The organism is Spirosoma sp. 48-14 (assembly GCF_001898575.1).
In the GTDB taxonomy this organism is placed as follows: Bacteria; Bacteroidota; Bacteroidia; order Cytophagales; family Spirosomataceae; genus Spirosoma.
This window is the reverse complement of the sequence record NZ_MKUD01000001.1, coordinates 563,076-588,659: the sequence shown is the minus strand read 5'-3', so window position 1 is coordinate 588,659 and position 25,584 is coordinate 563,076. Positions and strand designations below refer to the sequence as shown.

General features: G+C 48.0%; 23 protein-coding genes. 6 read left to right on the top strand and 17 right to left on the bottom strand.

All coding sequences use genetic code 11. The features are described 5' to 3' along the window. Window positions 1-8: 8 nt before the first annotated feature. The 7 genes from BGO59_RS02315 to nusB form a co-directional block, all read right to left on the bottom strand. Entirely contained in the window at window positions 9-1,673 is a 1,665-nt protein-coding gene (locus tag BGO59_RS02315; RefSeq protein WP_293679818.1) for an amidase, read from the bottom strand. Between the two features lie 51 nt (window positions 1,674-1,724). Further along, window positions 1,725-2,333 carry a dephospho-CoA kinase gene (gene coaE, locus BGO59_RS02310; RefSeq protein ID WP_293679816.1) on the bottom strand — a complete coding sequence of 203 codons (609 nt, stop codon included), beginning with the start codon at window positions 2,331-2,333 and terminating at the stop codon, window positions 1,725-1,727. Window positions 2,334-2,405: 72 nt separating this feature from the next. After that, window positions 2,406-3,131 (bottom strand): hypothetical protein, encoded by a 726-nt coding sequence (locus BGO59_RS02305; RefSeq protein WP_293679815.1) that lies wholly within the window; start codon window positions 3,129-3,131, stop codon window positions 2,406-2,408. Between the two features lie 87 nt (window positions 3,132-3,218). Continuing rightward, window positions 3,219-3,539 (bottom strand): preprotein translocase subunit YajC, encoded by a 321-nt coding sequence (gene yajC / locus BGO59_RS02300; RefSeq protein ID WP_293679812.1) that lies wholly within the window; start codon window positions 3,537-3,539, stop codon window positions 3,219-3,221. A gap of 16 nt (window positions 3,540-3,555) precedes the next feature. Then, entirely contained in the window at window positions 3,556-4,008 is a 453-nt protein-coding gene (locus BGO59_RS02295; protein WP_293679810.1) for a DUF1573 domain-containing protein, read from the bottom strand. A 72-nt stretch (window positions 4,009-4,080) separates the two neighbouring features. Then, the gene (locus BGO59_RS02290; RefSeq protein ID WP_293679808.1) at window positions 4,081-4,383 is read right to left on the bottom strand and encodes a YtxH domain-containing protein; all 303 of its coding nucleotides are present in this window, start codon (window positions 4,381-4,383) and stop codon (window positions 4,081-4,083) included. A 113-nt stretch (window positions 4,384-4,496) separates the two neighbouring features. After that, window positions 4,497-5,633 carry a transcription antitermination factor NusB gene (gene nusB / locus BGO59_RS02285; protein ID WP_293679806.1) on the bottom strand — a complete coding sequence of 379 codons (1,137 nt, stop codon included), beginning with the start codon at window positions 5,631-5,633 and terminating at the stop codon, window positions 4,497-4,499. 283 nt (window positions 5,634-5,916) lie between these two features. Between nusB and BGO59_RS02280 the strand changes: the two genes are divergently transcribed. Continuing rightward, window positions 5,917-7,698 carry an ABC transporter ATP-binding protein gene (locus BGO59_RS02280; protein ID WP_293679803.1) on the top strand — a complete coding sequence of 594 codons (1,782 nt, stop codon included), beginning with the start codon at window positions 5,917-5,919 and terminating at the stop codon, window positions 7,696-7,698. 81 nt (window positions 7,699-7,779) lie between these two features. On the opposite strand, the gene BGO59_RS02275 is transcribed toward BGO59_RS02280, so the two are convergent. Both BGO59_RS02275 and BGO59_RS02270 read right to left on the bottom strand, forming a co-directional pair. Then, window positions 7,780-8,307 (bottom strand): DinB family protein, encoded by a 528-nt coding sequence (locus tag BGO59_RS02275; RefSeq protein ID WP_293679802.1) that lies wholly within the window; start codon window positions 8,305-8,307, stop codon window positions 7,780-7,782. Window positions 8,308-8,401: 94 nt separating this feature from the next. Next, window positions 8,402-8,776 carry a VOC family protein gene (locus tag BGO59_RS02270; RefSeq protein ID WP_293679800.1) on the bottom strand — a complete coding sequence of 125 codons (375 nt, stop codon included), beginning with the start codon at window positions 8,774-8,776 and terminating at the stop codon, window positions 8,402-8,404. Between the two features lie 421 nt (window positions 8,777-9,197). Between BGO59_RS02270 and BGO59_RS02265 the strand changes: the two genes are divergently transcribed. Beyond that, entirely contained in the window at window positions 9,198-9,713 is a 516-nt protein-coding gene (locus BGO59_RS02265; protein WP_293679798.1) for a MarR family transcriptional regulator, read from the top strand. Here BGO59_RS02265 and BGO59_RS02260 read toward each other — a convergent pair. After that, a complete protein-coding gene (locus BGO59_RS02260; protein WP_293679796.1) occupies window positions 9,703-11,889 on the bottom strand; it encodes an alpha-galactosidase in 2,187 nt (728 codons plus the stop codon). The two genes, BGO59_RS02265 and BGO59_RS02260, sit on opposite strands and share 11 nt — an antisense overlap. A 135-nt stretch (window positions 11,890-12,024) precedes the next feature. Further along, entirely contained in the window at window positions 12,025-13,098 is a 1,074-nt protein-coding gene (locus BGO59_RS02255) for a glycosyltransferase family 1 protein (RefSeq protein ID WP_293679795.1), read from the bottom strand. Between the two features lie 273 nt (window positions 13,099-13,371). Between BGO59_RS02255 and BGO59_RS02250 the strand changes: the two genes are divergently transcribed. Then, on the top strand, window positions 13,372-14,424 hold the full coding sequence (locus BGO59_RS02250) for a glycosyltransferase family 1 protein (RefSeq protein WP_293679794.1): 1,053 nt from the start codon (window positions 13,372-13,374) through the stop codon (window positions 14,422-14,424). A 162-nt stretch (window positions 14,425-14,586) separates the two neighbouring features. After that, a complete protein-coding gene (locus tag BGO59_RS02245; RefSeq protein ID WP_293679792.1) occupies window positions 14,587-16,425 on the top strand; it encodes an ABC transporter ATP-binding protein in 1,839 nt (612 codons plus the stop codon). Between the two features lie 70 nt (window positions 16,426-16,495). Here BGO59_RS02245 and BGO59_RS02240 read toward each other — a convergent pair whose 3' ends face one another. From BGO59_RS02240 to BGO59_RS02220, 5 genes are all read right to left on the bottom strand, one after another. Next, entirely contained in the window at window positions 16,496-17,725 is a 1,230-nt protein-coding gene (locus BGO59_RS02240) for a glycosyltransferase family 4 protein (RefSeq protein ID WP_293679791.1), read from the bottom strand. Window positions 17,726-17,970: 245 nt separating this feature from the next. Continuing rightward, window positions 17,971-19,290 (bottom strand): serine hydrolase, encoded by a 1,320-nt coding sequence (locus BGO59_RS02235; RefSeq protein WP_293679789.1) that lies wholly within the window; start codon window positions 19,288-19,290, stop codon window positions 17,971-17,973. Window positions 19,291-19,484: 194 nt separating this feature from the next. Beyond that, window positions 19,485-20,771, bottom strand: a complete 1,287-nt coding sequence (locus BGO59_RS02230; RefSeq protein WP_293679788.1) for a serine hydrolase — start codon at window positions 20,769-20,771, stop codon at window positions 19,485-19,487. A gap of 119 nt (window positions 20,772-20,890) precedes the next feature. Continuing rightward, window positions 20,891-21,274 (bottom strand): DUF3037 domain-containing protein, encoded by a 384-nt coding sequence (locus tag BGO59_RS02225; protein WP_293679786.1) that lies wholly within the window; start codon window positions 21,272-21,274, stop codon window positions 20,891-20,893. Further along, window positions 21,252-22,049, bottom strand: a complete 798-nt coding sequence (locus BGO59_RS02220; RefSeq protein WP_293679785.1) for a HipA family kinase — start codon at window positions 22,047-22,049, stop codon at window positions 21,252-21,254. Before BGO59_RS02220 ends, BGO59_RS02225 begins: the two co-directional genes overlap by 23 nt. A 293-nt stretch (window positions 22,050-22,342) precedes the next feature. On the opposite strand from BGO59_RS02220, the gene BGO59_RS02215 reads away from it, so the two are divergent. Then, window positions 22,343-22,747 (top strand): hypothetical protein, encoded by a 405-nt coding sequence (locus BGO59_RS02215; protein WP_293679784.1) that lies wholly within the window; start codon window positions 22,343-22,345, stop codon window positions 22,745-22,747. Between the two features lie 89 nt (window positions 22,748-22,836). On the opposite strand, the gene BGO59_RS02210 is transcribed toward BGO59_RS02215, so the two are convergent. Then, window positions 22,837-24,339, bottom strand: a complete 1,503-nt coding sequence (locus tag BGO59_RS02210) for a Gfo/Idh/MocA family oxidoreductase (protein ID WP_293679782.1) — start codon at window positions 24,337-24,339, stop codon at window positions 22,837-22,839. A gap of 376 nt (window positions 24,340-24,715) precedes the next feature. Here BGO59_RS02210 and BGO59_RS02205 point away from each other — a divergent pair, with 376 nt between their 5' ends. Continuing rightward, entirely contained in the window at window positions 24,716-25,534 is an 819-nt protein-coding gene (locus BGO59_RS02205) for an alpha/beta fold hydrolase (protein ID WP_293679780.1), read from the top strand. Window positions 25,535-25,584 lie beyond the last annotated feature (50 nt).

Genomic DNA, 25,584 nt, shown 5'->3' with positions numbered 1-25,584 from the left:
GCTCTCTGTTAGAGAACGGGGTGCTTTTTATGCCACTGGGTAGCGTCCTGATAGGCTTTGGCAACAGCCAGTACTTTGCCTTCTTCAAAAAGCTGGCCCATAAACGTAATGCTGGTCGGCAGATTCTGTTTGGTAAATCCGTTAGGAAGAACCACACAGGGATGACCCGTTAGGTTGGTTAGTGTCAGGTTTCCACCAGCGTAGGCTGGCGACACATACACATCCAGCTTGGCCGCTTTTAACTGGGCTGCCATGTCATTGATGAGTTTGGTACGGGCCCGGTTGGCCTGAACGTATTCAACGGCGGGTACAAAGCGTGACGAACGAAACGAGTTGGGCCAGGCATTTTTGGTCTGCCGGGTCAATAAATCGTCCCGACCTGAGCGGGTTAATTCGTCGAAAGCTGCGGCCGCTTCAACGCCCAGCAAAAATGAAATCCGGTTGGCAGGTACGCTCGTGGGCAAGTCGAAGGGAACCAGTTCTGCTCCCAGATCACGCAGGGTTTGCAGCGTTAGCGAATCATTGGCGCGATTGGGATAGTTGCTTTCAAACGCCTTTTTTACATAGCCAATCCGCATACCTTTCAGCGTGGTTAAGGGAGCATACCGGAAAGGCGCAGCCATAACTGTCGGGTCGGCGCCATCGGGGCCATAAATCGCGTTGAAAACCAGTGCGCAATCCTCTACCGAACGGGTAATCGGCCCGATTTTATCCATGCTCCAGCTTAACGCCATCGCGCCATGACGACTCACTCGGCCAAACGTCGGGCGAAGGCCCGTGGTGCCACAAATCGTTGAAGGTGAAACGATTGAGCCTAATGTTTCGGTGCCAATGGCAAACGGTAATAAACCGGCCGATACACTGGAAGCTGAACCTGCCGATGAGCCGCTTGAGCCAGTAGCCGGATTCCAGGGATTTCGTGTCATGCCACCATACCATACGTCGCCCATAGCTAAAGCACCCAGTGTCATTTTGGCGCATAGTACGGCACCAGCTTCTTCAAGCTTTTTGATAACGGTGGCGTCCATGTCAATTGTCTGGTCTTTATATGGATTTGCGCCCCAGGTTGTTTTATAGCCTTTGGTGGCTAACAGGTCTTTGGCCCCATAAGGAATTCCGTGTAATGGCCCCCGGTATTTCCCTGCTTTCAGTTCAGCATCCGCACGTTTAGCCTGAGCCATTGCCAGGTCGTCGGTAGTTGTAATGACACAGTGCAGTTTTGGGTCGTAGGCTTTGAGTCGATTCAGAAAAAACTGCGTTAACTCGACCGAGCTGATTTGTTTGGAGCGAATTAACTGACCCAGTTGGCCCACGGTATAATAGGCTAGTTCATCGCGGTTTTTGGGAAGTGTGACGCTTGCTTGTGTGGATGCCTTAAACGACGAAGGTCCGGTTGGCATCGTAAAACCGGCTGGTAATGGGTTGAAATAGAGCGCTGGAGCTATGTTGTTCGGTAAATCGATCTTGCGAAGGGCTTCGTAGTTCAGTCGGGCGTTGTTCAGATTATCGAGCATCGAATCACGTTCAGCCGACGTAAATTCCAGATCGAAAATGCGAGATGCCACGTCAACAACATCGGAGGTAATTGGTTTTTTAGGATCGTCGCTGGCCACAAAAGCACCCAGCAGAAAACTACTGGCACAGCCAGCGAAGAAGAGGAAACGGTGTTTCATTCGATTGGGCTATTGATGAGTGATAGCCCACAAATTACAGCCGAAAGGGCATTAGTTAGCAGCAATCCGCAGAAATTCCTCGTGAAGATGAATAATCTGTGGAAGGAGTAACTGGCTTTCGTCGTTTTCGAGGACGTAGTCCGCAATTTTCATCCGGTCATCATCACTAATTTGCCGGGCAATAATGTTCTGAATTTCGCTTTCGGGTCGGTGCGGATCACGTTTCCGAATCCGTTCGATGCGCAGCGAAACCGGCGCCTGAACCACCACCACTTTGTCGAGTGAGTTGTTATCACCAGCAGCTTTCATCAGGGCGGCTTCTTTAATGACATACGACTTACCGGTTTGCTGGGTTATCCAGGAAGCTGTATCGGCAAAAACACGGGGGTGAATTACAGCGTTGAGGGCCGTTAATCGTTCGGGATTTCCAAACACCTGTGAAGCCACCCAAGCCCGATTATAGCGCCCCGACACATCATAGGCTTCCGGTCCAAGCACGCGTTTAATATCTGCTTTCAGGATTGGGTCATGTTCGGTTAGCCATTTGGCACGTTCATCGGCTTCGTATACGGGAATACCTAATGCCCGAAACACTTGACAAACAATGGTTTTTCCAGAGCCTATTCCACCTGTGACACCGATCTGAAGAGGTGATTTCATAAAGCGTAAATCGGAGCGCAGAGTCGGGGTGAAAGAGCGATAGAGTGAAGCTGGGTAAGTTCCCTATTCGCTCTATCGCTCTTTTACTCGCTCAGTATTAAGTTTGAGTTGTGGAGAGAGCAGTTCGCCAACTTCGAAACTAACAGCCACGCGGTCGGCACTCGTGTGAAGAAGCGGGTGGCGAAGTTGATTTAGCGGAATCTCATCGTCGTAGTTATCGGAAATACGTTTCCGGGGAATCTTTACCCACAATGTATCGGGCAAACCACGTACCAGTCTGGCGGGGCCATCGACCTCAATATTTCGGGGAGTTAAGTTGATCACACTGGTTACCACGAAAGGAGGAAGCATATTGATGTGCAAACTATCGGCTTTTAACGGAATGGTTTTCCGCATTCGCCGATCGAAATGTACATCGAGCTTATCCGATACAACGTAATTGATATGAAGCTTTTTAATGTGTTCGGCTAATGCGGCTGTTAACAAAGACGTATTGATGGTCGTTGCCTGAAGTGGTGCCTTTATTGTATAGGTTACAGGTTCAACCCGGAATGGTAACCACGTATGCCGCAATAAACCCCAGCCATCGCTCGACACATTGACCCGTACCGTTTTAGGCAAAGGGGTCGTTGGAATGTAGAGCGAATCATTGTATATAAACCGTATCGGATAGTCAACATTGAGCGTGTAGCCCGGCTTATTAAGCGCACTCAAAAACCAGAATAACGTTGCGGCTAACAGGCAGAGTAGCAACTTCGTTGGCTGAAATGATTTGGTATCGGGTGCGTGTGTATTCACAGGATCAATGCAATAACTATAGTGAGGGCAGCACGTTCATTTATTACACTCGTTTACGTACTGCCCCTCAATATACTGTATTCGAAATTACTTCTTCTCGTCATCTGGCTTAACACTGGCTTCCCGCGAGATGGACGTGCGTTCGAAAGTCAGTTTGGTACCTTTATCGACTTCGAGCGTAACGGTGGCGGCTTCTACCGAAACAACTTTGCCGTGCAGCCCGCCAATAGTGACCACCGTGTCGCCTTTTTTGAGGTTGTCGATAAATGACTTTTGATCTTTCTGCTTCTTTTGTTGCGGACGAATCATGAAGAAGTAGAAAATACCAATAATACCCACCCAGAGCAACACATTATAAATCATGGATGTGTTGGAGCCGGCCGGAGCCTGTAATAAAATTGAAAGCATGGTCTTGTTAGGTTAGTTACGATTTTTTAGCGGAGTCAGGTTTTGGATTGACCATCGCTTTAAATTGAAGATCGGTCATTGCGGGCTCCGTGTTGGCAAAGATGGTAATGGTTTTGTTTTGCTGCCCCATTTTGCCCCGACTATTGAATCGAACGCGTACCGACGACTTTTCGCCCGGTGCCACGGGCTGGCGGGGCCATTCGGGCGTGGTACATCCACAGGATGCCGTAATATTGTTGATAATCAGAGGGAATTCGCCGGTATTGGTGAATGTAAACACATGATCGACGGTGTCGCCCTCGGTAAGCGTACCGAAGTCATAAATACCTTTCTCGGCAAATGTAATTTTCGGCATTTTTTCGGAAGCCACTTCTTTTGAAGCCTCCCCTTGTTTTCGATTGTCGCAGCTAATCTGCCCAAACCCGACGCCAACCGTAATGGCTACCAATAGCCAACTTCTGAGGTGCATTTTTGTATGGTTTACGATGAAGCGTTTTCCATTGATGAATGCTATAAATGAAAAACGCTTCATCGATTTTTCTTATGCGTTCTGTTGCTTAATCTGGGCCATCAGTCGGTCTACATCTTCGAGCAGCCGTTCCGCTTTTTCGCGGGCATCGTTTACGACGCGCTGGCCCTCATTCTTCGACGAGTTTTCGGGCTGATCGATTGAGCCACCTAAGTCCTGAAGCAATGCATTGATCTGCTCTCTGTATTTCGACAGGCGGAACGAGAGCCGATCGCGGGTAATTTTGCCCTTATCGGGCGCATACAATAAGCCAAATAGTGACCCGACAGCTATGCCTGTCACTAAAAACGTTAAGTCACGACCAAGTCTATTCATTTCTGTGGAGTTTTCGGGTTTCGATTTCGGTTTTCGGCTCTCAATGGGTTACTATATCAATACAGTCTGCCATTGAAACTGAAAACCATAAACCGTAAACGCATAACCATAAACTATTTATTGTCCAATAAGCCTCGTCCACTTTTGCGCAAATGACCGGATGCCTGCAATTTTTCGGATAAATTGTCTAAAATCCCATTGACAAACTTACCGCTTTTAGGCGTACTATAGGCCTTTGCCAGCTCAATATATTCATTAATCGTAACTTTGACTGGAATGTTTGGAAAACTCATTAATTCGCAAACCGCCAGTTTCAGAATGATTTTGTCGATCATCGCTACCCGTTCCATATCCCAGTTCTGGAGCTGTTCGGCCAGGAGTTGCTCGTACTCAGCGTCGTTCTCCAGCGATTTCTGAAACAGTGTATTCAGGAAAAACTCATCTTCTTCCCAGTCGTCGGTCAGTGGTTCGAGCTGTAAGCCTGTTGCGCTCTGCACCGATTTTAAGGTACGGATAGCTAACCCCCGGACTACTTCACTGTTCTCGGTCCAGCTCAGGTCAATCTCGGCCAGGTGATCCCGGATCGTATCGTGCTTGAATATCAGCGTTCGCAACACGTATTGTGCCAAAGCCTGATCTTCGTCGGCTGTGTGCGTCTGCTGGCTGCAATAGGCTCGGTAGGTTTCGTCGGTTTTCAGCGCTTCACGCAGCGCTTTCCGAACGAACGGCTGATCGTCGGCCCAGGAAATGTTGTGTCGAAGAACTTCATTTTTCAGGGGTTGATGGTTCGCCAACGCCTGTATAACCGTGTTGTCGGCAAAGTCCGACTCGAACGGGAATGGGGTCTCGTCGGGGTCACGGTAGGGGCGTTCGCGATCAATACGGGCTGCACGGGCCAGTTCGGGTAATAGCAGCATGACCCGTAGATAATCGTCGTATATACCATTGACCTGCGTGATCATCAGTTGAGCCATATGCTGACGATCTTTCTTGGTCCGACTTTGGTAAAAGACAAAACCGTCGTTGGCGGCTTTCAACACTTGTCGGGGAGCATCATCGTCCTGGGCAGGTTGACCAGTTTTAATGGCTTCTTCAAAAAGCGCACTGGCCAGTTTTCGGTAGCCTTCGAGTTGCCGCTTATTCTGCGGTTGCATCGAGTTTAGGTCGGGTTGGAAGAGTTCGTTGATGCCGTCGAGGGCTAGTTGTTGATTGGAAAATTCGGCCTGCCGAAGTGCGTATAACGCCTGCATGACCTTTATTCGGAGTAGTCGCCTGTTGAGCATCCGCCTAAATCTTAAATTCTACCGATATTTTAAAGAACTGAATATGGGTGCAAAAGTACGACTTTTTTAGGCAAGGTGCAAGGAGCGCGGTGCCTGGGGCGGGGAGCAAGGGGCGTAATGTGTGGCAAGCGTTCTATAATAACTCTCCTGGCATCTTGCTCCATGCTCCTCGCTCCCTACCCCACGCACCCTGCTCTTTGCAACTTTTCCGAAGGCTGAGCCGTTACGAAAAAAATGCTGTTTGGTCTCTGTGAAAGCTCTTTCCTATCTTAATAAATACCTTCTTAAATACAAGTGGTACCTGATTCTGGGGACGATTTTTACGGCGGTCTCCAATCTGTTCGGCATTTTTCCGGCGCAACTGGTTCGGTATGCGCTTGATCTGGTCCGCGAAACGCTGGATGTCTATTATCTCTATGATGGTTCCCCATTGCAATCGGGGCTGTACGAGATATTTGGGACGAGCATTTTGCTGTTTGGCGTGCTGACGTTGGTCATGGCCCTCATGAAAGGCTTCTTCCTGTTTCTGGTTCGGCAAACGCTGATTGTGATGTCGCGGCATGTGGAGTATGATCTGAAAAATGAGATTTACGAACACTACCAGACCTTGCCGCTTAGTTTTTATCGCCAGCATAACACGGGCGATTTGATGGCCCGTATTTCGGAAGATGTGAGTAAAGTGCGGATGTACATAGGGCCAAGTATCATGTACGGTTTGAACCTGATCGTGCTATTTATACTAGTGATCAGCTACATGGTGAGTATCAACGCCCGCTTGTCGCTCTATGTGCTGTTGCCTCTGCCGGTTTTGTCAATAGCGATTTACCTGGTTAATAACATAATTATTCAACGGTCCGAGGAAATTCAGAAGAGCCTGTCGCGGTTGTCTACCTATGTGCAGGAAGCGTTTTCGGGTATTCGGGTGTTGAAATCGTTTGTGCAGGAAGCCAATTCGGCCGCCAAATTTGAAATTGAAAGTGATGAGTATCGGGCAAAATCGCTGGGACTGACGCGCGTCGATTCATTGTTTTTTCCGATGGTCGCCATCCTCGTCGGGCTGAGTAACGTGCTGGTCATTTATGTGGGTGGTCAGGAAATTATTGCAGGGCAACTGACACCGGGCAACATCACCGAGTTTATCCTCTACGTAAATATGCTGACCTGGCCGGTGATGGCGCTGGGCTGGACAACTAGTCAGACCCAACGGGCAGCGGCTTCACAACAGCGCATCAACGAATTCCTGACGATCAAAACCGACATCGTATCGCAGAAAAATGTTGAGCACACGATACAGGGTGAAATAGAATTCAAAAATGTCCGGTTTGTTTATCCTGATTCGGGCATTACGGCCATTAAAGATTTCTCCATGCACGTTCGGGCGGGCGAAACGGTGGCTATTCTGGGTACAACCGGATCGGGTAAGAGTACGCTGGCAAACCTGCTGACCCGCATGTACGATGTGACGTTTGGCGAGATCAGGGTTGATGGTATTCCGATCAAAGACTACAATCTGACGTCGTTACGCGGACAGATGGGCTATGTGCCGCAGGATGTATTTCTGTTTTCCGAGACCATCAGCAATAACGTTCGCTTCGGCAAGCCCGATCTGCCACAGGAGCGCGTTGAACAGGCCCTCCGCGACGCTGATCTCTACCAGAACGTAATCGATTTTCCTGAGCAGTTCGACACCCGCGTGGGCGAACGGGGCGTTACCCTTTCGGGTGGACAAAAGCAGCGACTGAGTATTGCTCGTGCCATCGCCCGCGACCCCAAAATTCTGATTCTGGACGATTGCCTGTCGGCTGTTGATACGAACACCGAAAATATCATTCTGAATAATCTCCAGCGCATCATGGCCGACCGTACATCGGTCGTGATTTCGCACCGGGTTTCATCGGCCAAACTAGCCGACCACATCATCATGCTCGACGATGGCGAAATCATCGAGCAAGGTACACATGAGGAATTGCTGGCGCTAAATGGTGCCTATCGCGAACTCTACGAAAAACAATTGCAGACAGAAGAGGTTTAATAAGACAGTTTTTGGTTTCCAATTGACGGTCGGGCGGAGATAGTTTGGTATCTTCGCCCGATTCGTTTTTAGAGTAGTTGTTTAAACTAACCCCAGCGCCATAACCTGATTTCGGTGGCGGTCGATGTGGAAGCGCAGGAACTGGAACCGCTGCCGAATGTCTAGTGGGCCAGACAGCACATGGGGATGAATAATGGTTTCCAGATCTTCATCAGCCAGTGCGTTTGCCAGATCGGCTAGTGGCTGTTGTAGGCTATCCAGCGCCGATAGCCAGAACGCCAATGAACCCCCCATACGAGGAGCCGCAATGGCCGGAACCTGCTCTTTTTCGCGCCAGGTTCGGGCAACAATCTCATCGGCAGTTAAGCCCTTATTTACCAATTCGCCTTCCCAGATGGGTGTTCCCGCTTTTTGGGCGTGATAGGCCCGCCACATGCCCCAGATACCCCCATGCTCGGCCCAGTACAAATGTTCGGTGTTATCCACAGCATTCCATACATCGGGTGAGGGCCTCCATTGCGCCTGCTCTTCGGTTAGTTTACCTACTTCGGTTATGTATTGCGTGCGGGCTGCGGCTACTTCGGCTAAAAGCTGGTCGAGTTGAGGCATAAATATGTGCGTTCGGTTTACGATACAATGTACTCATTATCACATATGTGGCCCAAGCAATTGACTATCAATTGAGCAAAAGGTCATGATTGGGTCAGTCGGCCGTTATGCATAACACTTCGACCAGTACCTTACCGGGCGCTTCAACATAAAAGGACATGGTACCACGGCCCCCATAGTTGCGTGGCTCTTTCCCTACCGCAACACCATCTGCTTTCATGGTTTGATAAATTGCCATAACCTGTTCGGGGGTATCCTGTACAAAGCCTACGTGAAAATCAGTAGGGTACTGCGGAATTTCGTTTTTTGAGAAATTACTAATTGATAGAATAAATCCGTCCTGGTCTTCCAGAATAGCGATGACGTTATCGCCTTTTACTTCCTGGCATTGGAAGCCGAAATAGGTTTCAAAAAAGGTTTTGGTTTGTACCACATCGGGTACAGCCAGATTCAGATGTTTAAACGACATTGTGTTGGTTGATTGATTCGAAGTAATGATGGAACACAGATTTTTATGATCGATATGATTTATTATGATGAAGTAGCTTAAACTTTACTGCTCAGGCCAGAAATTGGGTTGTCATGCTGAGGAACGAAGCATCTTTGGTAGCTACTATAACTCCATCTACCGAAGATGCTTCGTTCCTCAGTATGACAAAAATGCATCTATTGGGGCTCAATTTGTAAAAGTTTAAAACAGCTTCGATATAAAACAGGTGCCCTGATAATCAGTGTGTTTTGAGTAGGAGATCATAATTAATCATAGTAATCATAAAAATCTGCGTTCTATCGATAAAAGCAAAATTAGTCATAATTGTTGACTAGTTAGTAATCATTGTTGACTATATATATTGAACGTATATTTGTTCCAGGAACACTTACCAGATAAGATGAAAAAAAAGAAATTAGAGAAGGAGTTAGCCGACCATATGCAGCATAACGACCGCAATTGGGGGCGGCTGATTGCTGTAGTGAAGCGTCTGTCTGATTTGTGGATGCAGCGAGCCATGAACGAGAAAACCGATATACCGTTCAAAACCTCCTTTATGCGGTTTTTGACGAATATCAGTCTGGAGGGTGTTACCAATCAGGAACTTGCCCGACGTGCCATGCAGCCTAAACAGGCGATGAGCCGGACAGTAAAAGAGATGGAAGCGGAAGGGCTAATTACCACCGAACGAAGCCAACGCGATGGCCGTAGTTCCAAAATCAGGCTAACCAAAGAAGGGCAAAAGCTGTTGCTAACGGCTAAAAAAGAACAGAAGAAGCTAACCGATACCTACAAAGCGCTGGTTGGGGAAGATAACTTCGCCATAGCCGTAGACGTGCTCTATCAAATCACAGCTTATCACGAATCCCTGAGCGAATCTGACGAGGACGGCGAGCGATTTTCTATTATTCAATGACCCACCAACCATAACTTTCGGGTTCAATCGTAACGGCCAGTTCAACTTCATACTGCCGATTTAAGGTGTACGGTTGTGCCTTTCCCTCTCCTTGTCTGATCCGGGCTGTCTGACGAAGACCCGTGTAATATAAGGGAAGTTTTATGGTTCGCGTCATTCTGGTTTTTAGCGGATTGTATAGCATGACCAGCCCTTTTTCTTTGCCTGTTGGATTCACATGCAGGATGCCATCCCAGTCGCGGCCATCGGGTCGGCGCAGGTGAATCAGATCGGCGTTCAGAATCAGGCGGTACTTTTTATACCAGTCGATTACGCGTGTTACGGTTTGCTTCGTCGTTTCGGTATCGTACAGCCGAGGTCCCCGATAGCAAGCCTGAACCCCCGCGCCATAATATTGCATCATGAGTTGTTCGTAGTCGGTCAGATGTTCACTAAGTGGTTCCAGAACGGCTTCAGGCCCACCACCCTGGTATTTGGTAAGCGGCACGAACCCCCAGCTCATGGTGGCTGTTTTTTCCCAGGTTCCGTCGAAAATATTCTGTCGGTTCAGGAGTTTTTGCTGGTCACGTGAGAGGGAGAAATTGACTTCCCGATAGCCCAGGGCAATTTTGTTGGTACCATCCATGAAATACCAGTCAGGCGCGTTGATATAAACACCCCGCTCGTTCAGGAATCGGTAAAATCCCTTTTGCATCTCCATCTGCACCCATTGCGAATCGTCCAGACCTTTATGACCAGGGTGTTTGGTCGATGCACAAACATCGCCCGGATAGGGGCCATCGTGTTCGAGCAGATCGAATCCGGTTTCGGTAATGAATTTTTTCAGGCTGTTCAGGTAACGAATGCCCCATTGACTGGCCAGACAGGGTGCATGACCGAAAAATGCCCCTTTATCGGGTAGCCCGGTTTTGGGATCGATCACGTCGGTTTCGTCGTCGATTCGGCGGCTGCTGAAGAGCGAATAGCCGCCTAGTAAAATGCCTTTGCTGTGTGCATAATCGGCCAGGGCTTTAAATTTCTGAATGTTGGTCTGGCTCGTATCTTCCATATTGAGGCCACTGCCAAAACTCAGGATGACCAGTTCATATCCCGTTTGGGAACATTGATCGATTGCGTTTTTGACTACGGCCGGTTCGGTACTAACCAGGTGCATAAATATCGGATTCTGCGTCGTCCAGGGCGCAACAGCCTGATAAAACCGTCGACGAGCCAGTCCGTTACGTTCGCGGTCGTAGGAGTCGAGCAGTAATTCGTGGGTACGAATGGAGGTATAAGTTTGCGTGGGAGCCAGATCAATACCCACCCCGACAGTTGGGTACACTTCCAGCAGACAGGGTGTTTCGTAGTTATAGTTGACCTGCGATGTATAGAGCGAATCAGTATGCCAATGCGTGGCCTGATCGGACAGATCGTACCGCATGGCGTTGTTGAACGCAAAGTTGTTTTCTATGTAAATCCGCTGCGGTTTTTTCATCTGCTCAGGCTTCCCCACCACAGCCGACTCTTCTTCGGGAGTTGCGAGTACTTCGCTGATGATCTGATTAATATGGATGGGTACCCTTGATTTATTGTCGAGCGTTACCCATTTGCAGAGACTGGGAATACCGTCGTAGAGCGCATAGTGGACTGTTACGTCGAGGCCGTTCAACTCAGGCGAATTAGCGGTAAAAACCAGTTGTAATTCCTGACCCGTTGGCTGCTGTCGGTTCATAGTCCAGGTCCGTGGCTGCCAGTTTAGGTAAGCCTTTATGGGGGCTACAGTAAAGGATTTGAACTGGAAATCAGTTGGATTGGCCGTAAATTGATCGACCCATTCTTCGAGCAGATACGCATGCTCTTTCTGGCCATAAAGCCCGCCAACCCGATACGTTTTGCCGTTAAGAACCAATAGGGCTTCGGGCCGGACTGAGCGGACAAACTGCTCACCTGTCGTCAGATTTTTATAATCGACAGTAGCCAGATTGGGGCTGATTCGGAACCGACGTGTAATTAATCCGTTCGATAGAACCAGATCTTTCCCATTATTGGCCTGATAGACGCCTGCTTTCTGCGTAACGGGTGAAATAAGCCAGTCGGCTGTAAAGGCGTTGGCTTGATAGACGGGTAGTTTCTGGGCTTGGGAGAATCCAGCAGTGACCAGTAGACAGCAATAGAATGTGCAGAAAAGAAATCTCATCCAATTGAAACGTTTGACAGATGCGCACCAACAGGTAAGATAAAGCAGAACGTGTAGGTTTTTCTAATCGCCCAGCATACAGGATTAGCAGGCTCGTCCGCAATGCAACTGCGGACGAGCCTAGGAGAGCGGAAACTAGCCCGCAATGGATTGGTAAACGGACAGGTATTGCTGAGCAGTTTTCTCCCAGCCGAAGCGGGCGGCATTTTTTAAGATGGCTTTCTGATGGTTGGAACAGGTGGACGCTTTTAGTCCTTGCCGAAAGGTTTCCTGCATGGCCTCGGCGTCGAAGCTGGGGAAGTAAAAGGCTGCCTCGCCCCCCACTTCGGGTAAAGATGTAAGGGGCGATAGGAAAACAGGCTTACCGAACTGCATGGCTTCGATTACGGTGAGGCCAAAGCCTTCGGCCAGTGAGGGGTGTACCAGGGCTTTGCAGTGTTGCAGATACCAGATTTTAGCCGCTTCCGACACCATACCCGGCAGATGCAGCCGGTCAGTAACGCCTAGCTGCTGTGCCTGTTGCCACATGGCAGTTACGTAATCAGGGTCGTCGTGACAGCCGATGACAATCAACTCCAGATCTGGATTCGACTGGAGTAGAGGCAACAGCACATGGAAATTCTTCTTTTTATTCAGATAGCCTATGCCCAGCATAAATTCCCGGTTGGGCTTGTACTGGCTAGCATCGGCTTCTATAGAATCGGGTAGTTTACTGACCCCGTTATGGATAACATGAACAGGTTTATCGCCAACCTGGCAATTCGTCAGTACATCGTTTTTGGTGAATTCCGATATACAGATAATCGCGTCGCTCTGGTCGATCAACGATTGAGTATGAGCTAGACTTTTTTGTTGAACCTCTTCGGGTTTACCTTCGTGCAGTACATTCAAATCATGAATAGTTAGCACGACTTTCAGGTGTGGAAATCGCTTTTTGTCGGGCAAAATTCGTCCCGACTGAAACGGCGCATGCCACACCCGACACTTGAGCAGAAACGGCTGAATCAGTTTATGCCACTTCTGCTCAATCAGGTGATACGGCTTTGGATGAAGCGACAGCTTTTTACGAGGAGGTAAATACATCCTCATGTGTGGCTGATCGGTTTCCACCAGTAATTTATTGATATGCTCGCCCAGATTCTGGCAATAGTGATACAGGCCAGAATGGGGGAATTTCATCAGATTGCAGTCAAAAATAATTCGGGACATAAGCCTAAAAAGAGGATTGAAATAGGGCCGCACAATCGCTTTTTTGCGTTTTATGCAACATTTACCCCGCTCAACCCGTACCGTTAATACTAAACCCTTCGTTGCACCACCTACACCTTTTCTCGCAGTTTCTTACTGAATTGCCTCAATCAGAGAGGCTAGGGTTTGTTCGAACAGGCCGCAAAACCTGCTTATTGTTCGTATAACGCCAAGAGTAGGCTGTCAGTTATAAAATAGTTCAACCAGTATCTCAACGTTAGGAGGGTTTATCATATGATGCGTGTCGTTTTTGATTGTGAGCGGATGAAGTATGTCAACACGGGGCTTTACTATTATTGTCTGAATTTGGGTAAGGCTTTGCGGGATACAATGAGTCGTGAGGAGCTGGCCGTTTTTATTCCAGACCACCTTCGGGCCACATTTGAGCCAACAACAGCCTGCATTGCCCAGCACTCGCTGCAAAAGTTTCTGATGCCATCGGTGAGTCAGTACAACATTTGGCATAGTACCTATCAAAGCTCGCAGTATCTACCCCAGCGCAACAGAAAAATCAAGGTGTTACTGACGATTCATGACCTTAATTTTCTGCATGAGGACAAACCGGAGCATAAAAAAGCGCGTTGCCTGGCTCAGTTGCAACAGAACATTGACCGGAGCGATGCCATCGTTTGCATTTCGGAGTTTACCAAAAAGGACGTACTGGCCCATTGTGATACAAGAAATAAGCCGGTTTATGTGATTTATAACGGTACTAACCGATTGCATCAGCCCGTATTGATGCCTCGTTCGTATCGGCCCAGAATCCCGTTTTTATTCAACGTAGGAGTAATTACCCGAAAGAAAAATCAGCACCAGATTCTGCCGTTACTGCAAAAAAATCCTTCCCTTGAGTTGATTCTGGCTGGGCGCCATGAGGATAAGGATTATGCGCATTTCCTGCGGCAACATGCCTCGGAGCTACGGGTTGATGATCGGATGCATCTGGTCAATGAAATTACGGAAGAAGAAAAATCGTGGTATTACCACAATTGTCAGGCTGTGGTGATGCCTTCCCTGGCCGAAGGTTTTGGCTTGCCCGTGACGGAAGCTATGTCGGTAGGGAAGCCTGTATTTTTATCGAGACACACAGCGCTGCCTGAAATTGGGAAAGACCTGGCGTTTTACTTCCAGGACTTCGACAATATGCATCATGATTTTATGATGGGTATGCAGCAGTATAAACGGGCAGGTAACGAGATGAAGGAAGCTCTGAAGGCATACAGCGCCCAGTTTAACTGGGAGGATTCGGCCCGAAAATATATGAATGTGTACCGATCACTAGTATAATTAATTGAGTGAATTAGCGATTGAGTGATTGAGCGAAAGCGACACCATAGGCAAGCAGCAATAAGTTTATACTGCTTTTATATGACCCCTTCGGGGGAAAACGTTTATAGGCGAGGTGGATTTCTTTGTTTATGCACTCAATCGCAAATAGAACCGCACTGAATGAAGATTTATAGGCGGCTGATGGCATACGCCCGGCCTTATGGAAAATTTGTTGTCCCATTTTTTGTGTTCACCCTTATCGGGGTGTTTTTCAACGTATTTCAGTTTGCGCTGATCATTCCGTTGCTAAATTTTCTGTTCGATCCGATCAACACGGCCGATGCCGCCCGGTTTGCTTCAGCTCCTGAGTTTCAACTGTCGCCAGCGTATTTTAAAGATACGTTCTACCATTTCATTTATCAGTTCAAAACGACCAATCCTATACACGCGCTCTATTTTCTGGCAGGAATGATCGTGGTGTCAGTTGTGCTGACCAATCTGTTTCGGTTTCTGGCCCAGCGTTGTTTGCTAAACGCTCGAACGCTGCTTGTCAAACGATTGCGGGAGGCTCTGTTCGAAAAGATCAATTCGTTGCACCTGGGCTATTTTACCAAAGAGCATAAAGGTGACCTCCTATCCCGGCTGAACGGCGATGTCTACGCTATCGAAAGTGTAGCCGGAAGTTCTATCGAAGTGGTATTTAAGGAGCCATACCTGCTGATTGGCTATTTCGTGGCGTTGTTTGCGATTTCAGTAAAACTCACTCTGTTTACGCTGGTGATTATACCGATTTCGGCGGTTGGTATCGCGGCTGTGACCAAAAAACTCAAAAAAGAAGCGCAGGATGTGCAGTCCTCGATGGGGCGGATGCTGACGCTGATGGACGAAACCCTGCTCGGTATGCGGATTATCCGGTCGTTCAACGCAACGGGTTTCGTACTCAAACGCTTTAGTCAGGAGAATGATTTTTATCGGCAGGCGAGTCTGGAGGGGTTTAAACGTCGCGAACTGGCTCCAGCGTTTTCGGAGGCATCGGGAGTGTTTGTGGTGGCCTGTATTCTGGTGTATGGCGGTAGTCTGGTGTTAAGCAGCCAGAGCAATTTACAGGCTAGTTCGTTCATTGCGTTCATCGCTATTTTCTCGCAGGTAATTCGTCCCGCCAAGGCGATTGTGGTTGCTCTGACGAATATTCAACAGGGGCAGGCTGCGGGCGAACGCATCATTGAGCTGCTGGACAAACCCATCGAAATACAGGATAAACCAACGGCGCAGGAACTGAAAAGCTTCCGGCGAGACATTGTTTTTGATGATGTAAGTTTTCAGTATGGTGACAAACCCGTGTTGAAAAACATCAATTTCCGAATTGCCAAGGGGCAGAAAATAGCGCTGGTAGGGCCTTCAGGGGTTGGGAAATCAACCATTGCCGACCTGATTCCCCGATTTTATGAAGTAACGAGGGGCAGTGTAAAAATTGATGGCGTTGATGTTCGGGATTATACGATGGAGTCGTTGCGGCAGCAGATGAGCTTTGTTACACAGGAGATTATTTTATTTCACGACACGATTTTCAACAACATTGCCCTCGGCCGGCCGGATGCCAGTCTGGATGAGGTAATCGAAGCGGCCAAAATTGCCAACGCTCATACGTTTATCATGGATACCGAAGATGGCTACAATACCGTTATTGGCGACAGAGGCCTTCGGCTAAGTGGTGGTCAGCGGCAACGGTTAAGCATTGCCCGTGCTGTATTCAAAAAGCCCTCGATACTAATCCTGGATGAAGCGACATCGGCACTGGATATCGAATCCGAGAAATCGGTGCAGGAGGCACTAAACAACCTGATGGAAGGACGCACAACGCTTGTGATTGCCCACCGACTGAGTACTATTAAAGAGGCCGACGAAATCCTGATTATGGAAGGGGGGAAAATCATTGAGCGGGGTAATCACTACGAACTCATCAACAGCCAGGATAGCGTGTATAAACGACTGAATATGATGCAGGAGCTGGTTCAGTAAAGTGATAGAACACAGATTAGTATGATGATTATGATCTGTGTAAATCATAATCATCATACTAATCTGTGTTCTATTGAGTTACATAATTCACCGCCTTATCGAAACGGCTTAGCACTTTATCCCAGGTGTAATTTTGTTCGATGTATGCCTGCGCTTTTTCTCCCATTTTGTCCGAGTTACTGGCAGACAACTCCTGAACGGCTTGTTCAAAACGGTCGTATTCGGCAAATAAAAGACCTCCCTGGCTGAGTTCGATATGATCTTTCAGAATCTCGCATTTTTCATTGGCGATCACGGGTATGCCATAGGCAAAGCTTTCCAGCGTCACCATGGAGAGACTTTCATATTGCGAGGGAATCACCAGCGCTTTGGCTCCTTTCAGCAAGGCGACTTTTACGTCTTCGTCCACAAAACCGGCCGTGATAATGTCTGGATGCTCAGGAATGGTCATAAACGCCTGACCGACTAGCACGAGTTTCAATGACGATGGGTGAGCCTGTTTGTACTGAATAAAATACTCGAACAACATATCGCACCCCTTGGCTTCGGCAATCCGCCCAATATAAATCAGGTATGGTATATCGGTTTTTAGAATCGTAGCGGCTGTTTCGGTTGGCGGTATCTGTAAAGTTTCGATACCGACGCCGATCACATCATTGTAAATGGCTTCGTTTTTAAAGAACTGATGAACAAAGCGTTTTTCGCCTTCCGTAAGGAATAAAATGGCACGGGGTTTATGAAATACTGGTCGGAAAATAGGTATGTAAATGGGTGTTTCGTCGTGGGCGGTTGGAATGAAAATCGACTTGTGCGGAGCAACATTGAGACCGACGATGGTTGGATAATACAGATACGTAATAAAGATCAGTGCGTCGTATTGGTGGTGGTTGCGTTGTAGATAGGTGATCAAATCGGGTGCGTAAGGCCCCTGTGCTTTGGCCCATAACCAGCTATACCGCCGAACGGTTTTACCGACCAGCGCCCGCCCCCACATCCGAATCCGGCCAAAGCCTTCCCATTCTTCGGGCCGTGACCATTTCTTGATTTTATGCTCGGCTCGGGCACAGGCTTTTTCCTGTCGTTCGTATTCGGTAGCAAATCGGTGAACCCGGACTCCATTGATCGTTGTCGTTTCGGGCGGATACCAGTTGGCCCAGGTAATGTAGTCCAGTGCGCAACTGGTCAGTACATCCACTTCGTAAGTCCCAGCTAACCGTTCGGCCAGAATCCGGCAATAATATTCGGCTCCCCCATTAACTTCCAATCCATACCGTTGAACAATAAAGGCTATTTTTTTCATGTACTGAATGCTATCGAACTCAACCAGGCTGAATTAGTAACGTTTACGACTTCCGTCTGATTGTAGAAAGCGATTCTTGCCAGAAAGTGTTTTCGGGATTTAGTGGGATTAATACGAATAGTACATGCGTCGTGATAGCCGTCTTTTGGGCGGGAAGGTTTGAGAAACCTCACGAAGTCAGATTTAAGAATCTGACTTCACGGAAAAGGATTGGCCTTCACATTTCCGGAAAGCATTAGCAAGCACTAATCATCCAGTGCCTGATACACCAGCACATCAAATTTTCTGTCGAGTTCACCGCCGTAAGTAGTGCCCCACATCTGTTTCATCAGGACGATGGCAATTTTCTCTTTCGGATCAGCGATGTAGTGTGTGCTGAACGCACCGCCCCAGGCGTAGGTGCCAATACTGTTCAGGTCATTGTTATGCCCTTTTTCACCAACAACCTGGAAGCCCAGGCTAAAGTAGTTGCCGGGGTCTGGAAACAGCGTGCCGGTCTGATTGCTTTGCGTAAACAGGTCGATACTTTTACGGCTCAGGAATCGCTTGCCATTGTAGACGCCATTGTTCAGTAGCATTTGTAGAAAAATAGCGTAATCATAGGCTGTACTGGATAAGCCACCACCACCCGAATAGTAGGTTTTGGCACCCATAATTGGGTAATCGGGATCGACGGGGAGAGTTTTGAGGCTGGAGGTTTTGACCAGCTTTTTCTCTTTGTCTTCCGAATACAATTTCACCAACCTGTCTTTCTTGGTGTCGGGTAAGTAGAAGAAAGTGTCTTTCATGCCCAGTGGTTCAAAGATACGCTTCTCGAAAAACTGCGCCAGACTTTGACCCGACACGACTTCGACCAGATAACCAAGCACATCAATACTCAGGCCGTAGGTCCATTTTTCGCCGGGCTGGTGATTGAGGGGTTGTTTGGCCAGTTGCTTCACCATTTGTCCGAGCGTGTAATTCTGAGTCACGAAGGCATCGGGGATACCGCCCGCTTTGGTGTAAATAGCCCGCATCCGGGGATCGCTGGCGATGACGTTGTAATTGATTCCCGACATATGCGACAGCAAATGCCGAACGGTAATTTCCCGCTTGGCTGGTACGGTGGTATAGGTACTATCTTTTTCGTTGAATTTGTCAAGCACAACGGGTTTAGTAAATTCAGGGATGTATTTGCTGATGGGATCATCGAGCATTATTTTTCCCTCTTCGTGCAGCATCATAACGGCCAGCGACGTGATGGCTTTGGTCATCGACGCAATCCGGTAAATGGCGTCTTTAGCTAGAGGCTTATTGTCGTCGAGGTCCGATTTGCCAAAGGCTTTGTAATACACAATTTTGCCATCCCGAACCACAATGGCCGATGCGCCCGGAAAAGCTCCCTGGTCGATGTACGACTGAAGGAGCCCGTCGAGCCGGTTAAGTCGTTCCGACGAGAAACCCGCCGATTCAGGAGTCGCTGTCGTTAATTGTGGAGGATTTTGCTTTGTGGCAGTTTGGGCCTGCACAGACAGTGCTGTCAGCACGATCAGCGCCAGTGTGCGAAATGTAGATTGAAGATGCATAAAGTTAAAGAACTGTTTGATTTAGTGGGGGCAGGTTGCAAGAACCTGCCTCGTGAGGTTTCTCGAAACCGAGTCAGACATACCGTTCGGTTTTGAGAAACCTCACAAGGGCAGATTTAAGAATCTGCCCTCACCCTAGGCGCGAAAAGTAGATTGAAGATGCATACGGGTAAAAAGCCTTATTCCGTAACGGTTTAATTGTCAACGTTTTTTACGGTTGGGCGGTTGTCGTTGATTCGCTTTTCGTAAGTGATTTTAAACTTACTCAGGTCAGGTTTATAAAGGCGTTTGCGGCTTTGTTCATACTGATAGATCGTTTGGCCCAACTGGTACAGAAACGGGTGCCCAACGGTGTCGTACTCATATTTGTCGTCGTTCAGAATGCCATCGCTGTTTACATAAATCGTGGCCGTGAGCATGTATTCGACCTTATTTTTGAAATCCACCACATACGACGCATCGGTCAGGAAACCATAGGCCCAACCCACCTTGTTGAACACCCGGACATCGGTAGGCATCTGATGGTGCAGACTGTCCATAAAGAAAAATTTTACATAGCTATCGTAATACTGTTTGGCGTCGTATTTCGGATAATTTGTCTCGCCCGGATACTGCGACAGGTATTGGTAAACAAATCGATAGTCGTCATTAGTCAGGTTAAATCGTTGGTTGGGGGTAACCGATTCGGGAAACAGTACCGATTGCAAAATTTGCTGAAAAGCTTCCAGCGGAAATTTATTCCGCTCGGTGAAATTGAACGGCTCATGCACCAGACTATCCCGCATATAATAGCCTGTTCCAAGCCGGGCTTCGCGTCGGAAATCAAATGGGTCGGTATTAAAAGCCGCTGGCTGGGCATAAATCAAACGGCCATCTGGCCGAATAAACCGGATGGGATTGGTATGACGATTTTCGTCGGCGTTCATGCGGACAAATCGGTGGGTAATGCGCGTGTCCAGATACCCTTTGGCGTGTAGCGACCGATTGATTTCGCTTTGTCCGACAAACTCATACATACGGCTGTAGGGGTCGTTTTCACTCACCAGAAACGCTTTTTTAATGCAGTGTGCAATGGATGGATAGCCGCTCTCCGAAGTCGTATCTGTCCATTCTCGGGTTTGTTTGCTGTAGGCACTGTCGAACTGCATGGCGGTGTATTTGGTGACACCGGGTTTATTGAGCCGGTTCAGTTTTTCGAGCGAGAGCAGGGCTAGCGGCAGTTTTACGGTCGATGCGGGGTTGAAGTATTCGGTGCTGTCGACGCGAAAGTAGTAGTGTTTAAACGACGGCTTATTGGCTTTGTCACGATCAATCTGCGTATAGATAATTTGTAGCCGATAGGTGTCGGGATGCCGCATTACTTCCTTAAAAACAGCACTTTGGTTCGTTGCCAGTAACTTCGTCAGAAAAGCGTCCGTTCGGGGCTGCGCAAACGCAGTGAAGAGTGGGCAGAGAAAAAGGATCAGGATGAAGTGCTTCATAGGGATTACACCAATTCGTTTTTCGACAGGATTGACAAGATTTACAGGATGAATAGGGGTCGACAATGTGAATATGTCAGCAAAATCCTGTAAATCTTGTCAATCCTGTCGAAAAGAAATCATAGCACCAGTTGCTCGAACAGTTTGTCCAGCGTTTCGGCTGCATTGGTACACAAGCCGGGGTGTACAGGCGAAGTTTGCACGACGGTACTGCGGGTTGCTGTTAGCCAGCGAAATCGTTCGGCAATGGCTAGTTTCCCTATTGGGCCACCCTCAGCTTTGCCTGCGCAGATTCGTTCAAAAGCCTGTAGCCGTCCGGTTAGTTCGTCCAGGTCTAATTTCGCTGAAAATGCCTTAAGCCGAGCTTCATTCAGCGCAAATCGTGTTTGTAAAAAGCCCTGCCCCCGGCAGTAGACAATGACACCGACGTTCAGAAACTCCTGCCGCTCAACGCAGGGAACCACCCGGATAACGGCGTACTCAAACAAGTGCATTTCTGGCATTCTTCGCTTCGTTGACAAATAGTTCAGATGAGGCCAGTCGGTCCTCTAAAAAACGGGCGTATACCTGCCGCTGGTCGGAGGGGGAGTCTGTTGAGCCATTGTTCATCAGCCAGTCGTCGGGTATGAGTGATACAATGGCCTGGATATAGCCTAGGGTCAGTAGCTGCCGGAATTCGGCATCGACCGCATCCAGTTCGGTAGCCTTGGGCAGTAATACATGGTCTTTGATCTGGGTAAATGGTCGTCGGCTTTGCTCTGGCCAGGTAGGGCCGGTATGATGTACGTAGAGTGAAGCCCCATGATCGATCAGCCACAACTCCTTATGCCACATGAGCATGTTCGTGTTGCGGGCTGTTCGGTCTACATTCATCACAAAGGCATCGAGCCAGACAATCTGCGAAGCCAGCCGGGGCGATAAGTCGTTCAGAATCGGGTCGAAGGTTATAGCTCCCGACAGGTAATGAAGCCCCAGATTCAGCCCTTCACTCGCTCGTAGCAAATCCTGAATTTCTTCGTCGGGTTCGCTGCGGCCAAAGGCAACATCCAGATTGATAAAGACGATTTCCGGCACGCGGAGACCCAGTAATCGGGCGATTTCACCCGCAACCAATTCGGCAATCAACGCTTTGGTGCCCTGGCCAGCTCCGCGAAACTTCAATACGTACAAAAAATCGTCATCGGCTTCGACAAGGGCGGGTAGCGAACCACCTTCACGCAACGGCGTAACGTAGCGAATGACGTTGACTGTTCGAAGAGTAGGGGATGGGGTACTCACAAATACGTGGTTTAAAAAGATGGATAGCTAATTTATGTTTCTCGTTTAAAAGTCAATTCCCTGAATTATGAGATTATCGATGCTGTGTCGGAGTCAACGATGTGCGCCGAACAATTACGCATAGATTGTTAGAAAATTACCTGCAATATCATCATTCGGTCTGGGTTTGTAATCAGCCCAATGTGAATAGGTAAGGCAAAATTATGCTCTTAGTCTATGTATGTAGTAGTATATATTGTATATTTATCATTTACATCATCTTTTGTTTCAATTTACCGTAACGCACGTACTTTATGCAACGTTCTCAGCTCAAAGAATTTTATGGTTATGGGCTTATTGTCATCGCTTTACTAGCCGTACAACTTTACTCGGTTTATGTGGCCACAACAACCGACTTAGTGCTGACCTGGAAACATTACGCTGGCTTTGCTGCTACGTTACTGGCCATAGTTCTTTGGGCTGTTCGCAAGCCTGACTACTTGTTTTATGTGCTAGGTTTAACGCTCATTCTGGGTTACGAGAACCTGATCGGCTTTACGCCTACTCTCACGTTTACCTCAACTCGTTACTATGTCAACAACACAGCCCTGCCCGTTTCGTACCAGGATTTTTCGATGTATATGCTCATTATCTGGGCGTATATTGCTCATAATCGATTGCGGACAATGGCGATGAGTTTAGTTAAACGACGTGTTTAAAGCAGTAATGGGAGCGGGGAGTGAGTATCAGGAGAAAAGATGCGTTTGCAACTCCTGGTACTCACTCCCCGCTCCCAATACTTTTCTACCTACGCGTTCAACGACCAGCCTTCGCGGTATTCCCGCTTCACAAACTGGTTCGCTTCGTCGAAATTGGTGATCTTCATGTTTTTGCCATCCCAGGTCAATCGTTTACGGCCAGGATAATTAAAGCCTTTTCCATCGGCCTTGGGCGTACGAACGGTATAACTGCGAATCGCTAGGTTACCCATAAGAACCGATTCGGTTAGAGGGCCAGCAAAGTCAAAAGACGAGGTAAGCGCTTTATGCTCTTTGCTATTAAAACCCGCCTTACAGGCTTCGGTCCATAATACCTGGTGCCCATTTTCGGGCAGGGGCTTGGAGCCGTCGGCAGGCTTTGGTTTCGGATCACCTACTATTTTCTTGCCATCTTTGGTATAAAGCTTTGGATCTTCGCCATACATACCACAGACCAGCAAGCCTTTATCGCCGTGGATAAGAACACCATTTTCGCCATTTTCGGGCATTGGTTCTCCTTCAGGTAGCATATCCGGGCGGAAAGGTCGAATCCCTCCATCTTCCCAGATCATTTTTACCACCGATTTATTTTTAGCCGTTGCCGGGAATTTCAACTCCACGTGTGACGACGGTGGGCAACCTTCGGGAATGTATTCGGGCGTCCAGTCTTTAATGAATACCTGCCCAATACTGGTTTCAACTTCGGTTGGATACCCAAGGCCAAGTACGCGGAATGGCGTATCCATAATGTGGCAACCAATGTCACCCAGAGCACCAGCGCCAAAATTCCACCAGCCGCGCCATTTAAATGGGTGATAAGCAGGTGTGTAGCCAACTTTCTGCGCGGGCCCTAACCAGAGATCCCAATCCAGATCAACGGGAACCTGATCTACTGCTGCTGGCACAGGAATGCCTTGTGGCCAAACAGGCCGGTTGGTCCAGAGGTTTACAGTATGCACTGTGCCCAGAAGTCCTTTATCGAACCACTCCACCATTTGCTTCTGCTGCGGATTCGACGAACCCTGGTTCCCCATTTGAGTCACAACTTTGTATTTACGAGCTGCTTCGGTAAGCATCCGGGCTTCGTAAATATTATGTGTCAGTGGTTTCTGTACATACACGTGTTTGCCCCGCATCATGGCTGCCATTGCGACAACAGCGTGGGTATGGTCGGCTGTTGATACGGTTACGGCATCAATAGTTTTTCCTTCTTTATCCAGCATCTCCCGGAAGTCCTTATAGCGTTTTGCATTCGGATGCTTGGTAAAGTTTTCCTTCACGCGGGGTAGTCCCCAGTCTACATCGCACAATGCTACGATGTTGTTAGCCCCGTTGTTATACGAATTATTGGTATCGCTAAACCCTTTACCACCAAAGCCAACACCGGCAATGTTGAGTTTATCACTAGGGGCAATAAAGCCTTTACCGCCCAGAACATGGCGCGGAACAATAAAAAATCCCGCCGTAGCCAAAGCGCCAGCCTGTAAAAACTTGCGTCGGGTTGTTGCGCCCTCGCTATTCTGGCTGGGCGTTGAGTTGTCTGATAGATTCATAAAACAGATATAAACAGATTCAGTAACTATTGAGTGTTGGTTATCAGGTTAGAACGATTGGCTCAACATAACGCCCCGATAACTAAAACCACATTCATAAACCAGGCTTATTAATGTCAGATTCTATACGTAAAGAAGCAGCTTGAGCTTTTTTACCCCTATACCAGCCGGATTCTTATTTGGGTTCGTCTTCATCAATGGCCCAATAGACTACTTCTACCAACAGAACCCTAGTATATATACTGCTCAAGCGTGCATATAGCCTATTTGAAGACCGATAGTTAATGCAAAATTCTAAACCGCTCCGTTTAACATTAGTTAAGAAAGGATTTACCTATCAACCAATTAGATTTGGCTCCTTTGAATTCTTGAGTCGATGGTTACTAAAAAAAGATGGTTTAAGAGAGCATGGATAGGGCTAACCATTCTTCTACTATACATTGGGATTTATCTATTCCTCTACGTCGGAAAAGATGAGCAGATCAATCGGTATCGATCAACGCCATTGCCGGATGCGTTTCGCTACACATTTTCTCAACACTTTGAGGAGCTAACCATTCAAACTCCGAAAGCAGGTTCGTTAAATGCCTTGCTCTTTAAGGCTCCTCAGGCTAAAGGGGTGGTCTGCTTCTGGAAAGGTAACGGAGGAAATTTAGCCAACTGGGGCGCGATAGCGCCAACCTTTCTTCAATTCAATTATGATGTATTGATCTCCGACTATCGACAACATGGTAAAAGTAAAGGAGCTATCAGTTTAACCAATTTCTACAGTGATGCCCAAACGGTTTATGATTCCTTAGCCCATCGCTACCCACCAGACGAGATTGTGATTTGCGGCTACTCCTTAGGTGGCCGGGTGGCTGCGCATCTGGCGGCTTCGAACCGACCTAAGTTCACCATACTCATCGATCCTGCTTCGGCTGGTGGTGATTTTAGTGATCGCTTTACAGATCTGGTTTATTTTCCATTGCCGTCTGTGAATGGATTTACTTTTCATACTGAAGAAGATGTGCAAAAAGCTTCTCGTCCAGTGGTAATTATCAGTACGGATAACGTCCACAGCACTGCGTACAAGCTCCAACCGTACACACATACCAAAGACCAGTTTGTCGCCGTGGCCGGGGCTACGCATGAAACAATACTGACATATCCTCAGACTAAGCAAATCCTTGAACGTCTTCTCATGAAGCCTTGATCGATAATCGTTAACCATGTTTAAAAACAACGAAGCCCGTTCAGGATCCT

Bases quoted from the DNA above. Each gene is read 5' to 3' on its own strand.
- BGO59_RS02265 (WP_293679798.1), top strand. From the start codon at position 9,198: ATGAAAAAAAAGAAATTAGAGAAGGAGTTAGCCGACCATATGCAGCAT.
- BGO59_RS02215 (WP_293679784.1), top strand. From the start codon at position 22,343: ATGCAACGTTCTCAGCTCAAAGAATTTTATGGTTATGGGCTTATTGTC.
- BGO59_RS02260 (WP_293679796.1), bottom strand. From the start codon at position 11,889: ATGAGATTTCTTTTCTGCACATTCTATTGCTGTCTACTGGTCACTGCT.
- BGO59_RS02255 (WP_293679795.1), bottom strand. From the start codon at position 13,098: ATGTCCCGAATTATTTTTGACTGCAATCTGATGAAATTCCCCCATTCT.
- yajC (WP_293679812.1), bottom strand. From the start codon at position 3,539: ATGCTTTCAATTTTATTACAGGCTCCGGCCGGCTCCAACACATCCATG.
- BGO59_RS02210 (WP_293679782.1), bottom strand. From the start codon at position 24,339: ATGAATCTATCAGACAACTCAACGCCCAGCCAGAATAGCGAGGGCGCA.
- BGO59_RS02205 (WP_293679780.1), top strand. From the start codon at position 24,716: ATGGTTACTAAAAAAAGATGGTTTAAGAGAGCATGGATAGGGCTAACC.
- coaE (WP_293679816.1), bottom strand. From the start codon at position 2,333: ATGAAATCACCTCTTCAGATCGGTGTCACAGGTGGAATAGGCTCTGGA.
- BGO59_RS02225 (WP_293679786.1), bottom strand. From the start codon at position 21,274: ATGCCAGAAATGCACTTGTTTGAGTACGCCGTTATCCGGGTGGTTCCC.
- BGO59_RS02240 (WP_293679791.1), bottom strand. From the start codon at position 17,725: ATGAAAAAAATAGCCTTTATTGTTCAACGGTATGGATTGGAAGTTAAT.
- BGO59_RS02275 (WP_293679802.1), bottom strand. From the start codon at position 8,307: ATGCCTCAACTCGACCAGCTTTTAGCCGAAGTAGCCGCAGCCCGCACG.
- BGO59_RS02245 (WP_293679792.1), top strand. From the start codon at position 14,587: ATGAAGATTTATAGGCGGCTGATGGCATACGCCCGGCCTTATGGAAAA.
- BGO59_RS02270 (WP_293679800.1), bottom strand. From the start codon at position 8,776: ATGTCGTTTAAACATCTGAATCTGGCTGTACCCGATGTGGTACAAACC.
- BGO59_RS02295 (WP_293679810.1), bottom strand. From the start codon at position 4,008: ATGCACCTCAGAAGTTGGCTATTGGTAGCCATTACGGTTGGCGTCGGG.
- BGO59_RS02290 (WP_293679808.1), bottom strand. From the start codon at position 4,383: ATGAATAGACTTGGTCGTGACTTAACGTTTTTAGTGACAGGCATAGCT.
- nusB (WP_293679806.1), bottom strand. From the start codon at position 5,633: ATGCAGGCGTTATACGCACTTCGGCAGGCCGAATTTTCCAATCAACAA.
- BGO59_RS02235 (WP_293679789.1), bottom strand. From the start codon at position 19,290: ATGCATCTTCAATCTACATTTCGCACACTGGCGCTGATCGTGCTGACA.
- BGO59_RS02250 (WP_293679794.1), top strand. From the start codon at position 13,372: ATGATGCGTGTCGTTTTTGATTGTGAGCGGATGAAGTATGTCAACACG.
- BGO59_RS02230 (WP_293679788.1), bottom strand. From the start codon at position 20,771: ATGAAGCACTTCATCCTGATCCTTTTTCTCTGCCCACTCTTCACTGCG.
- BGO59_RS02315 (WP_293679818.1), bottom strand. From the start codon at position 1,673: ATGAAACACCGTTTCCTCTTCTTCGCTGGCTGTGCCAGTAGTTTTCTG.